The organism is Promicromonospora sp. MS192, assembly GCF_049532985.1.
GTDB lineage: Bacteria > Actinomycetota > Actinomycetes > Actinomycetales > Cellulomonadaceae > Promicromonospora.
The window spans coordinates 3,098,310-3,111,265 of the sequence record NZ_CP186693.1 but is presented as its reverse complement, the minus strand read 5'-3'; the positions used below and the strand labels follow the sequence as shown (position 1 = coordinate 3,111,265).

At 73.0% G+C, this 12,956-nt stretch carries 7 protein-coding genes; all 7 read left to right on the top strand.

Translation table 11 applies throughout. The features are described 5' to 3' along the window. The first annotated feature begins 75 nt into the window (after positions 1 to 75). The gene (locus tag ACO229_RS14000) at positions 76 to 2,502 is read left to right on the top strand and encodes a choice-of-anchor M domain-containing protein (protein ID WP_423461825.1); all 2,427 of its coding nucleotides are present in this window, start codon (positions 76 to 78) and stop codon (positions 2,500 to 2,502) included. Between the two features lie 50 nt (positions 2,503 to 2,552). Continuing rightward, on the top strand, positions 2,553 to 5,231 hold the full coding sequence (locus ACO229_RS13995) for a TIGR03773 family transporter-associated surface protein (RefSeq protein ID WP_423461824.1): 2,679 nt from the start codon (positions 2,553 to 2,555) through the stop codon (positions 5,229 to 5,231). Beyond that, the gene (locus ACO229_RS13990; protein WP_423461823.1) at positions 5,228 to 6,877 is read left to right on the top strand and encodes an anchored repeat ABC transporter, substrate-binding protein; all 1,650 of its coding nucleotides are present in this window, start codon (positions 5,228 to 5,230) and stop codon (positions 6,875 to 6,877) included. Before ACO229_RS13995 ends, ACO229_RS13990 begins: the two co-directional genes overlap by 4 nt. A gap of 65 nt (positions 6,878 to 6,942) precedes the next feature. Then, positions 6,943 to 7,956 (top strand): choice-of-anchor M domain-containing protein, encoded by a 1,014-nt coding sequence (locus ACO229_RS13985; RefSeq protein ID WP_423461822.1) that lies wholly within the window; start codon positions 6,943 to 6,945, stop codon positions 7,954 to 7,956. Then, the gene (locus tag ACO229_RS13980) at positions 7,953 to 8,858 is read left to right on the top strand and encodes an anchored repeat-type ABC transporter ATP-binding subunit (protein WP_423461821.1); all 906 of its coding nucleotides are present in this window, start codon (positions 7,953 to 7,955) and stop codon (positions 8,856 to 8,858) included. The genes ACO229_RS13985 and ACO229_RS13980 overlap by 4 nt, the downstream gene beginning before the upstream one ends. Beyond that, entirely contained in the window at positions 8,855 to 9,727 is an 873-nt protein-coding gene (locus tag ACO229_RS13975; protein ID WP_397433626.1) for an anchored repeat-type ABC transporter permease subunit, read from the top strand. Before ACO229_RS13980 ends, ACO229_RS13975 begins: the two co-directional genes overlap by 4 nt. After that, complete coding sequence (locus ACO229_RS13970) at positions 9,724 to 12,657, top strand: choice-of-anchor M domain-containing protein (protein WP_423461820.1); 2,934 nt, start codon at positions 9,724 to 9,726, stop codon at positions 12,655 to 12,657. The genes ACO229_RS13975 and ACO229_RS13970 overlap by 4 nt, the downstream gene beginning before the upstream one ends. Positions 12,658 to 12,956 lie beyond the last annotated feature (299 nt).

Genomic DNA, 12,956 nt, shown 5'->3' with positions numbered 1-12,956 from the left:
GGACCAGTGCGGAACAGAAGGACAGCCGGGCGACGGTCCCGGGCGGCCGGGCGGACGAGGTATCCGGCGTGGCTCGTGGTGCTCACCGCGGTCGCCGCCATGCTCGTGCCGGTCGGAGCCGCCACCGCGGACACGCCGGAGGAGTCGAAGCTCGTCAACGTCGCCGCGAGCATCGCGGGCGGAACGGGGACGGTGCGGGGGAGTGCTTCGCCCAACGGTACGGCTCCCGACCTGCAGCTGCGGGTGCCGTCACGGCTGGTCCAGGAGATTCCCGCGGATCCGTCGTTCTCGTGGCTGGGCACGTCGGGGCAGGCGCGCTGGAGCACCGTCTCGCTGCTCGACTACGACCAGACCCAGGATGTCGCCGCACTGCGGCTCAGTACCCGGTCCGTGCGGCCGGCCACCCTCGCGGCCGCGGACCCGAACCTCTACTTCGCGGTCTCGAACGTCGTGGCGCCCGGCTCGTTCGCGCTGTACGGCCTCCCGGAGAGCCGCGAAGCCGGAGCGCCGGGGCCGGACGCGCCGACCGACCTGTTCCGCTGGGGCACGGGCGAACAGCGGGACGGCTCGCCGCAGGGCATGGACGCGACCTACGCCCTCCCGGCACGGGAGATGTTCAACACCGGGGCGTCCTTCGGCGCCTCCGGCATGTACTGCTTCGACCTCGGCTTCACCGCGACGCTCGCCGACGGCAACGCTGTCGCCGCTGGCGGCACGGTCCGGATCGCCGTCGGCGACACGGTCGCGGCCGACGCACCGTGCGGGACGGCGACCGGCGAGATACCCGGCGAGGCGCCCGACCCGGAGCCGAGCCCGGACCCCGAGCCGAGCCCGGACCCCGAGCCGAGGGTGCACGTGGTCACGGAGGGGCACATCGACGCGGTCGCGCCCGAGGTCGTCACCGACGCGTCAGGGGCGCCCTCGCTCGCCCTGCGTGCCCACCACGACACGCTCGGCACGATCGACTGGGACGACCTCGTGCTGCACTCCGACGACACCGCGCGCCTCACCCTGCCCGCCCCGTTCACTCCCGCCGACGACTGGTCCTTCGTGGGAGAGCCCGGGCAGACGATCTGGAACAGTCCCTACTCCCAGGCGGAGGGCTTGCCCTGGGTCGGGATGAGCACCCAGGCACCGACGCTTCGGGCCGCCACGGCGGACGACGCCAGTGTCAGCGTCCGTATCGACGCCGTCACCGGACCCGGCGGGACGCCGGCCCCTGGCCACTTCGCCCTCGACACGGGCCGCGCCCACAACTACGGCTCCGAGAAGAACGGTGCCGGGCTGCTCGCGACCACGCGGAACGGGCTCCCGGCCGGATATCTCCTCCCGGTGGGCACCCACGTGCACTACAACTGGTTCTTCGGCCGGCCGGGCGTGTACTGCATGGCGGTCACCGTCGGCGCCGAGCTGGCGGACGGCACGCTGCACACGGCCTCCGGGCAGCTCACCCACGTGGTCGGTGAGACCGTCGACCCGGCCACCGTGCAGCCGTGCGGTACGACGGCGCGCTATCCGGCGGTCGGCGGGCGGCCGAGCGTCCCGCCCGCCGATCCCACCGACGGCCCTGTCCTGGTCCAGGGCGGGTTCTGGGACGTCTCCCTGGGCCTGGACGGCACCGACCTCGGCGCGGACCTGCTGCGGTCCGGCAGCCACCGCGACACCCTCCCCGAGCGGCTGGACCTGGAGGCGGCGATCTTCCGGGCCTTCCTCGCCGACGACGGCACCTACCGGTTCGGGCACGACGGCGGCAAGCTCTCCTACTACGCCCGCGACGAGGTGCCGTACCTGCGGTGGAACACCCTCGGCGTCCCGCGGGACGAGGTGACGGGCGACGTCACCTGGACGATCGACCGCCTCGACGGGCCCGGCGGCCTGTGGGTCCAGCAGGAGAAGCCCCGGCGCACCGTGCTCGACACGTCGGCAGGTCTCACGACGGCGAGCCTCTGGCCGCAGACCGACACGTCGAACACGACGTGGGCCGTCACGCGGCCCGGGAAGTACTGCGTCGAGATGACGTGGTCGGCGCCCACCCGCGAGCACGGGGCCGTCTCCACCACGCGCACCCTCACCGTCGTGGCCGACGGCGACGGCTTCGAGCACGACGCCGACACCCTGACGAAGACCTGCACCGAGGACGACGCCACCACCCCGCCGGACGGCGAACCGGACCCCGGACCGTCCGACGCCGGACCATCCGACCCTGGCGCTCCCGGGCCCGGCGCCCCGGACCCGAGCCAGGGCCCCGACCCGAGCCCCGGCGTCTCCGTGCCGCCCGGGGAGCTCGGTGGCACCGGCTCCCAGGACCCACCGGGACCTGGTGGCGGAACGCCCGATGCCGGTCCGGGCGGCGGCCTGGCGGCAACCGGTGCCGAACCGCTGGCGGTGGTGGTCGCCGCGGCCGTGCTGCTGGCGGCCGGGTCGGGGCTTCTGCTCGCCCGCCGTCGCTGGACCGCAGCACTCCTACCACGCACGAACTCCCCGGAAAGGTCTCAGCCGTGAGATACCCAGCCCCTGTCCAAGCCCGTCCCCCTGCCCCGACGCTCCCACGCGTGAGCGCAGCCGTCGGTGGCGTGCTCGCGCTCCTGGCGGCGTTCGTCGTGCCCGTGGCCGGGTCCGTGGCGGCGCCCGCGCAGGCGGCCACGGACCGTGAGTTCGTGCTGGACCACGGTCACATCGACGCCTTCGAGACCAGCTACGACGCCGACAGCGGACGGCTGGTGCTGTCCGTCAAGGACGACACCCGCATCTACAGCAGCGAGCCGGTCCACCGGGCGCCGGAGTCGGTGACGCTGGCCTACGAGGACGCGCGGAGCCGGACCACGCTGCCCCCGGCCGAGGGTGGCTGGGCCTTCCTCGGCGAGTACGGCGGGCGGACGGCGTGGCTCGGCTCACAGACCGGCAGCGACCAGGACTACGCGCCGTGGGCCGGCTGGAGCACCGAGCGCCTGCTCGGCTCGCTGGCGGGATCCGGCATCACGCCTGCCGCCGGGCAGCCGGTGTCGCTCGACGTCGTCGTGGACGGGCCTGGTGACGTGTTCACGTTCCAGAACGACGCGTTCGGGCAGCCGATCAACCGCTACGTCGACACCACGACCTCCGCCGGCGGGACCATCCGCGTCGCGGCCAACGCGCACGTCCACACCAACTGGATCTACACCGCCGAGGGCGACTACACGCTGACCGTGACGCCGTCGCTCGCGACCTCGGACGGCGGGACGGTGACCGGCGACCCGGCCACCTACCACGTGCGGGTCGGCGAGCGGCCCGTCACGACGTCGGTCACCGTCTCGGCGGACCGCCCCGACCACACCGAGGGTGACACCGCGGTGCTCACCGCCACCCAGGACCCGGCCACGGAGCTGTCGACCTATCGCTGGGAGGTGGCGCCCGCCGGCTCCGACAGGTTCGCCCCGGTGGCCGGGCAGGCCGCCGCCACCTATGAGCGGAGCCTTGAGCTCGCGGACGACGGCGCCCGGGTGCGCGCCGTGCTGCTCGACGGCGAGCGCGTGGCCGGGACGTCCGAGCCGGTGACCCTCGCGGTCGCGGCCGACCCCGGGCCGACGCCGACCCCCACACCGACTCCGACGCCCACCCCGACGCCGACGCCCACCCCGAGCCCGGACCCCACCCCGAACGATCCCGGCACGCAGGATCCGGACCAGGACCGGGAGCTCGTGCTGGACCACGGGCACATCGACGCGTTCGAGACCACCTATGACGAGCAGACCGAGCGGCTGCGCCTGTCGGTCAAGGACGACACCCGGATCCACGCGGACCGCTCCGTGCTCCGGGCGCCGTCCGACGTGACGATCGCCTACCAGGACCCGCGTGGCCGGGTCGAGCTGCCCGCGGCCACCGGGCCCTGGGCGTTCCTCGGCGAGCACGGCGGCAGGACCGCCTGGCTCGGCTCCCAGACGGGAGCGGACCAGGAGTACCTGCCGTGGGCGGGCTGGAGCACGGAGCGCCTGCTGTCCTCGCTGTCGGGCACGGGCATCACGCCGGCCTCGGGTCAGCCGGTCTCTCTCGTGGTCGACGTCGACGGACCGGGTGACGTGTTCACGTTCCAGAACGACGCGTTCGGGCAGCCGGTCAACCGGTACCTGGACACGACGACGTCGGACGGCGGGACCATCCCGGTGGCCGCCAACGCGCACGTGCACACGAACTGGGTGTTCACCGCGCAGGGCGACTACCACCTGGAGGTGACGCCGCGCCTGCGGACGGCCGACGGGCGCACCATCACCGGCCCGGCCGTCGACTACCACGTACGGGTGGGGGAGCGGCAGGCCGACGGCGACGAGCCCGGGAACACACCCGGTGACGGGCCGGGAGCCGGCGCGGGCGGACCGGACGTGCCTCCGGCGGACGACGGGAACCCCGACGACAAGTCGACCCCGGCCGGCGGCGCCGCACGGGACGAGCCCGAGCAGTGCCTGCCCGAGCCGGTCACGCAGGAGGTGAGCACGCCGGTGGTGGGTGGCGTCACCTCGGGCCACTTCGACTTCGGTGCGATGGTGCGGGACGGCGGCCTTGTCGCTCAGGTGAAGGACGACCGTGAGCAGCCCCCGTCGTGGGTGGCCCCCGACTCGCTGACGTTCCGCCTGGACGACGCGGCCGAGCACGAGGTACCGGCGGGAGAGGCGTTCGCGTTCCTGGGCGAGGCCGGCTCGACGATCTGGTCGATCGGCCAGGCCCAGGAGTCCGGCGTGCCGTGGCTGGGCTGGAACACACAGCACCCCAGCCTGGTCGAGGCGGCGAGCGGCCCCGTCACGTTCACGCTCGACGGGGTCACCGGACCCGGGGAGCTGGGCGTGTACGCCACCGGCACGTTCGGCGGCGTGGGCGCCAAGAGCTTCGGCACCATGGCCGGGTTCCCGAGGTCGATGACCGTGCCGCTCAACCAGCACGTCCACGCCAACTGGGCCTTCACCGAGCCGGGCGTCTACTCGGTGACGATCAGCCAGTCGGTGCGGCTCAAGGGTGCCGGGACCGTCTCGGACAGCGCGACGCTCCGGTTCTCCGTCGGTGACACCTCGGGCACGACGACGAAGACCACCTACGTGGGCCGCACGGCCTCGGGCGCGGAGTGCGACCTGACGGACGACCAGCTCGACGCCCTGGCGAGCACCGGGTCGAGCGTGGCCGCCCCGGTGGCGGTCGCCGTCCTGCTGGTCCTGGTCGGGGCGGCACTCGTTGTGATCGCGCGACGTCGGCAGGCACGGGCGTGACGTCCCGACCGCTGCGGCAGCGTCGACGGCAGGCCGTGGTCGGCGCGGCCGCGGTCACCGCTCTGCTCCTGACCGGGTGCGCGTCGGGAGGGAACGCCGCCTCGGACGACGACCGGCTGCGCGTGGTGACCACGACCGGGATCCTGGCGGACCTGGTGCGCAACGTGGCCGGCGACGGCGTGGAGGTCACCTCGATCGTGCCGCCCACGGGCGACCCGCACTCCTACGACCCGACGCTGCGGGACGTGCGTGACATCGTCTACGCGGACGTGGCCTTCAGCAACTACCTGCTGCTGGAGGCGCACGCCGTGGTCACCACCCTGGACGCGAACCTGCCGGACGGCGCGCCGAACGTCTCGCTGGCGGAGTCCGCCACGAAGTACGCGGCCGAGGTGATCCCGCTGGTGGAGAACGTCAACCTGGACACCGTCTGGCTGGGCCTGCGGGTGCGTGGCGCGGGCACCGAGCTCGGCGCGTCCCGGGCCTCCGAGGTCCGCCTGCGGGCGACCGCCGCGGACGGTCCGGGCCGGATGGCCGGGTACCTCACCGAGACGTTCGGCCGGCCGAGGGTGTACTTCGACTCGGGCGACGGGTTCGACGCGTCCGACGGGTACGCCCGGGACACCGCGACCCTGCCCACCGACGCGCACACGCACATGAGCTGGGCGTTCACCGAGCCGGGCGTCTATCGGGTGGCCATGGACGCGGAGCTGGTGACCGAGCCGGAGGCGAGACCGCAGACCGTGGGGGAGACCACGCTGACCTTCGCCGTCGGGGTGGACCCGTACTCGGTGCCCGGCATGGAGGGCGCAGAGGTACTCGACGCCGGGCACGCCGACGTGGCCGTGGACCTCGACGACGGCGCCGTCGTGCTGCATGCCGACGCCCCGGCCACCGACGCCGCGCCTGCCGAGAGCGGCGACGACGGCACGGGTCACGAGCCGGACACGGGCCACGACCACGCCGACTCCCGCACCCGGACGCTGGACCCCGCCGAGACCGTCGTCTCCGTGCCGAACAAGGCGCTCGCCTCCGTGCCGGCCGGGGCGGGGTTCGGCTTCCTCGGGCGGCCGGGCGACCAGGTCTACCTGCTGCCGCAGGCGGTGCTGGGCAAGCACGTGCACGGGGAGATCGACCCCCACCTGTGGCAGGACGTGCGCAACGCGCAGGCGTACGTCCAGGCGATCCGGGACACCCTGGTCGCGGCCGACCCCGCCCGGGCGGACCAGTTCCGGGCCAACGCGGAGGACTATCTCGCCCTGCTGCGCGAGACGGACGCCTACGTGCACCGCACCATCGCGCGGATCCCACGCTCCGACAGGTACCTCGTCACCACGCACGACGCCTTCGCCTACCTGGGCCGCGCGTACGACGTGGAGGTGGCCGGGTTCGTGACACCGAACCCCGCCACCGAGCCCAGCGTCGCCGACCGCATCAAGCTCACGCGGACCGTGCAGGCGCTGGACGTGCCCGCCGTCTTCCTCGAGCCGAACCTCGCGGCCCGGTCCACCGTGCTCACCGAGGTGGCCCACGAGAACGACCTACGGGTCTGCGACATCTACTCCGACGCGTTCGACGACCACGTCACCACCTACATCGACCTCATGCGCGCCAACGCCGACAGCCTGCGCCGGTGCCTGACATGACCGGACACCCCGTACCTCGACGCCGGACGGCGGACGCACCGCGCCGGCGAGCAGAAGGAGCACCCATGACACCCCGGACCACGCGGAACCCTGCGGCCGCCGCATGCGTGGCAGCGCTGGCCGCAGCCCTGGTCACCGGCGCCGCACCGGTCGCGGTGGCCGACACCGACGACCCCGCGCTCGAGCAGACCGTCGAGTCCGGCGAGGCGGTGGTCGGCGACGAGACCGTGGTGACGGACGGTCACGTCGACATCGGCCCCCGCTTCCTCGACGAGGAGTGGACCATGCTCGCGCGCGACGACCGCGAGGTGCCCTCGGTCTGGCGCGAACCCGCACGGACCGTGCTGCACCTCGGAGACGCGGCCGTCCTGCCGGCACCGGACAGCCCCGACTTCGAGTTCCTCGGCGTCGAGCCCGGGACACCCCTGCACGTCGTGCCGCAGACGCAGGCACCCGACGTCGCCTGGCTGGGCTGGAACACCCAGGACCCCGCGATCGTGGACGCGATCGACCAGGGTGCGACCCTCCGGCTCGACGCGGTGGACGGCCCGGGGGAGGTGTTCGTGTTCCTGCAGGAGGGTGTGACCGGACCGCCGAACGTCCTCTGGGACTCCGGCGAGCCCCTCCCGCAGGAGCTGTGGATGGAGGTGAACACCCACGTCCACGCGAACTGGGTGTTCACCGAGCCCGGTACCTACCTGCTCGACGTGACGATGCTCGCCGACCTGACCGACGGGACGCAGGCCGAGGACCAGAGCACGCTCGTCTTCGCCGTCGGCGCCGACGCCGACCCGGATCAGGCGCTCGCCCTCGCGGCCGAGGGCGCCGACCCCGCGGACGAGCCGTCGGACCAGACCTCGACCGAGGCGGAGAGCGCGCCGGCGACCGCCTCCGCCCCGGCGAGCGCGACGTCGGCACCGAACGGCCCGCAGGCAGACGGGGCGTCGGACGGCGGCAGCACGCTGCTCTGGTGGGCCGTGCCCGCCGGCCTGCTCCTCGTACTGTTCCTCGTCCTGCGTGCCGTACGCGCCCGGCGGGCACGGGCGGTCGCGGACCAGGACGCCGAGGCCGGGCGATGACGGCCACGGCCACGGGTACGTCCGCGGCGCCGGCGCCGTCCGCGGCACCGCCGGTTCTCCAGGTGGACGACCTCTCCGTGGCGCTCGGCGGGCGCCGCGTGCTCGAGAACGTCCGGCTCGGTGTGTCCGAGGGGGAGCTGGTCGGCCTGGTCGGCCCGAACGGTGCCGGCAAGACGACCCTGCTGCGAGCCGTGCTGGGCCTGGTGCCGTCGTCGGGCCGGATCAGCGTCGCGGGGAGTGCCGTGCGGGAGGCTCGTCGGCGGGCCGGGCGAACGCGGCACGCGGCCGCCGGCGACATCGGTTACGTGCCGCAACGGCACGAGTTCGCCTGGGACTTCCCGGCCACGGTCGAGGAGGCGGTGCTGACCGGGCGCGTGGCACGGATCGGCTGGCTGCGCAGTGCCGGCGCCGAGGACTTCCGGAAGGTGCGCCGCGCCCTGGACCGCGTGGAGATGACCGACCTGCGCCGTCGGCCCGTCGGAGAGCTCTCGGGCGGGCAGCGTCAACGGGTGCTCGTCGCCCGTGCCCTGGCGCTCGACCCCCGGGTCCTGCTGCTGGACGAGCCGTTCACCGGCCTGGACGTGCCCACGCAGGAACACCTCACGACCCTGTTCCGTGAGCTGGCGAGCGAGAAGAGAGCCGTCGTCATGACGAACCACGACCTGATCGGCGCGGTGCACGCCACCGACCGGCTGTACCTGCTGAACCGCACCGTCGTGGCCTCCGGCACCCCGGCAGAGCTCGGCAGCCCCGAGCCCTGGATGGCGGCGTTCGGGGTCTCGGCGGGCTCCCCGCTCCTGGCAGCGATCGGCAGGGTCGCACGGTCCCGGTCGGACGACGCACCCGACGCTCCACCGGACGCTCAGCCGGACGCCGGACCGGACGGAGAGGAACGCGCATGATCTCGCCCGTCGACTTCGTCAACGACCTGCTCAACCCCGACCTCGCGTTCCTGCCCAAGGCCCTGCTCATGGCGGTGCTCTCCAGCGTGGTGTGCGGCGTGGTGGGTACGCACGTGGTGCTGCGCGGCATGGCGTTCATCGGCGACGCCGTGGCCCACGCCGTGTTCCCCGGGCTCGCGGTGGCGTTCGTGCTGCAGGGGTCGCTCGTGCTGGGCGGCGCCGTCGCGGGCGTGACGACGGCGCTGCTGGTCGCGCTGTTCGCGCAGAACCGGCGGCTGCGCGAGGACTCCGTGATCGGCGTCTTCTTCGTCGCGGCCTTCGCACTCGGCATCGTGATCATCTCGGCCGCCCCCGGGTACGCGGGGTCGCTCCAGGACTTCCTGTTCGGCTCCATCGTCGGCATTCCCGACGAGAACGTGACCGTCGCCGTCGTCGTCGGGCTGGTGCTCATGGCCGTGCTGTTCCTGTTCCACAAGGAGCTGGTGGCCGTCAGCCTCGACCGCGAGACTGCGCGGGCGCTCGGCCTGCCGGTACTACGGCTCGACCTGCTGCTGTACGTCGTGGTGGCGGCCGCGATCGTGATCTCGGTGCAGACCATCGGCAACGTGCTCGTCCTCGCGCTGCTCGTCACCCCGGCGGCCGCGGCCCGGCTCCTGACGGACCGGCTCGCTCCGATGATGCTGCTCGGCCCGGCGATCGGCGGCGGCTCGGCCCTGGTGGGCCTGTACCTGTCGTGGAGCCTGGACCTCCCGGTGGGCGGCACGATCGTGCTCGTCGCGACCGCCGTCTTCCTCCTGGCCTGGCTCTTCGCACCCCGGCACGGCGCGGTGGCCCGCGCGACGACCCGCACGAGAGAGGTTTCACCATGACCCCCCTGGCACTCCGCCGCCGGTCCGAGGAGGCCGCACGGACGCCACTGCGGCGTGGCACCGGCGCCGGCCGGCGACGGCGCACCGCGGCAGCCCTCGCCGTCGGCGTCGCCGCCGCGCTCGCGGCCCCTGTGGCCGCGGCGCACGCCGCGGAGGGCCCCGCTCCGCGACCGACCGAGTACCGGGTGCTGCAGAAGGTGCACACCGACGCGGTCTCCACGTTCCTCGACGACGGGCGGTTCACGCTGGGCACCCGGGCGGACCTGCCGGAGGGCAACGGCACCCGCCTGGATCCCGCGCAGACGCTGTTCCACGTGGACGACGCGGCCCGGCAGACCATCCCCGCCGGGTACGAGTTCGTCGGCCCCGCGGGGGAGACCGCGTGGATCGCGCCCGAGTCCAACCCGTCCGGCGGCGACGGGTACACGCAGCTCTGGCCCGGGTTCTCGACCGAGTCCGTCCCGTCCGGTGGCGTCGACGACAACGCGACGACCTTCCGCCTCACGTCCGTCGAGGCCCCGGAGGGCGGGCAGGTCGAGGTGTGGCGAGGTGCGGGCGCCGGGCTGACCCGGATGTGGTCGTCGGACGAAGGCATCGCCCAGTTCGCCGTCGGCCGCACCCACCTGCACGCCAACTGGGCCTTCACCCGCCCGGGGACCTACCGGCTGACCGTCGAGGGCACCGCGACGATCGGCGGCGAGCCGGTCACCGACAGCGAGGTCTACACGTTCGTCGTCGGTGGGCTGCCCGAGACGGTCGAGACCACGACCGGGCTGACGGCGTCGGCGACCGAGATCGTCCAGGGCAGCCCGCTGTCCCTGTCCGCGCGGGTGGCTCCTGCCGGGGTGGACGGGTACGTCGAGTTCCGCGACGGCACGAGGGCACTCGGCCACGCCGAGGTGTCCGACACGGGAGAGGCCGAGCTGGAGGTGCCCGACCTCGGTGTCGGGACCCGCTCCCTGACGGCGGTGTTCGTACCCGTGGTCGCTAACTTCACGACCGGCTCGACCTCGGAACCGGTCGAGGTCACGGTGGTGGACGGCTCCGGTGCCGAGTTCGGCATCGTCGGCGTCGCGGACTCCTACCGGCCCGGTGACACGATGACCGCGACTGTGGTGGGCGCCACGCTCCAGGGGGACCAGGTCTTCCGCTGGCGGCTGCGCACCCAGGGCTTCGACTCGACGGTGATACCGCAGGGCTCCACCGCGACGTCCTTCACGCGCGAGCTCGACGCGCTCGCCGACGACACCGAGATCAGCGTCACCGTCTACGATCCCGGCACCCGGACGACCCTCGCGGAGTCCCCGTGGGTGCCGATCGTCGTCGAGAACCAGGGGGCCACGCCCGTCGTCACCGTGACCGAGGGACATCACGACCCGCTGCTGCCCGGAGACGTCATCGAGTACACCCTCAGCGGCCGCGAGCTCGGGCCGGGCGAGTCGATCACCTGGGGCTTCCTGCCGTACGGTGCCTTCTTCGGCGCGGAGATCGGCGAGTGGTCCTGGGAAGCGACCTACCCGGACGAGAACCGGACCACGATCCGCCTCCGCTCCAAGGTCAACCCCGACCAGACGGAGCCGTACTACGGGCCCCTGACCGCGAGCATCGTCAAGGACGGCATCGCCATCGCCCGCTCCGGCTTCCACACCGTCACCACCGGGCACCGCGAGCTCAACGTCACGGGCCACCGCAACCTCTACCGCGAGGGCGGCACCGTCACGATGGACGCCACTGTCTACCCCGAGCGCGCGGGAGACGACTTCACCTACACCTGGCGGTTCACCCAGGGCGAGTCGACCGAGCTCTGGGGCACCGAGCAGCAGCAGACCGGCGCCATGACCGGACCGCCTCTCCGTCTCGCGGAGCACCACGGCGGCACGCTGCGCCTCGACGTCTACAACAACGGCGCGCTCGCCCAGCAGTCACCCGAGTACACGGTGAACGTGACCGACGACCTGACTTCCCAGATCCTCGAGTTCGGCACCCTCTCCGAGCACTACCACCAGGGAGACCGGATCAGCCTCGGGCTGACCGTGGACCCCCAACCCGTGGCGGGCGACGACCTGCAGTGGCAGTGGAAGTGGCCCGGGTCGGACGCGTGGACGCAGATGACCGGAGTCGAGGACAACCGCTACGACGTGGTCGCGGAGCAGGCGCTCGACGGCGTCGAGCTCCGAGCCGTCCTGGACTACGCCGACCCGGTCACACCATCGGTGATCTCTGAGACCCGCACGATCCACGTCGACGACCACGGCTCTCCTGCACGGCAGAAGGTCACCGTCTCGGGCGAGACCACCTACGTCGAGGGCGACGTCGTGACTCTCACGGCGAACGTCGAGCCGACGACCGTGCTGACCGACTACCGCTGGGAGCGCAAGGCACCGGGCCTGGAGGAGTTCACCGTCGTCGAGGGCCGCACGGGACCGGTGCTGACCTTCGAGGCGGGGATCGGCGACGAGGGCGCGCAGTATCGCGCCGCACCGGTGACGCCGGCCGGCGTGGTCGCCTACGGGCCGTCCGAACCGGTTGCGCTGAACGTGACCCAGGCGCCCGACGACGATCCGGGCAGCGAGGACCCGGGCGCCGAGGACCCGGGCACCGAGGAGCCCGGCGCCGATGATCCGTCCGGCGCTCCGGGGACCGAGGGCCCTGAGAACGAAGGGCCTGAGACCGACGAGCCTGGTGGGTCCGGAAGCAAGGGTCCTGATGGCGACCAGCTGGCTGCAGGGACAGGTGACGGCACGGAGGACCCGGAAGCCGATGCTCCGGCGTCGCCGGGTGCCGACCGGCCGGAGGTTGCGGGCGGCGTCCTGGCAGCGACGGGTGCGTCGGGAGTGGGTTCTCTCCTGGCGGTCGCGTTCAGCCTGGGCCTCGGCGGAGCACTGCTGATCGCGCTGCGTCGTGGACACCTGAGACGAACGCGCATATGAGCACTCGCGCTCGATGCCGTGAGCGAGCGTACGACGGTCAGACCCCCGGGTGGCCTTTCGTGATCCTCGCGGGTGCGGGCCGTACTCGACCCCCGACAGAAACCCGACGGATTCAGCCGCTGCTGACCGTCACCAACGGACTACGCTTGCGCTCACGAGGGTGATTTCTCACCCCGCACACATCGCGGGCCAGAGTCACCAGAGACAGACGTGAGTCGCTGCCACCTGCAGAAACGCCGGCCGTGGAAACAGTGAGAGCGGAAGGACGACCACGAACCCGCGGGTTGCCGGTACGGGTT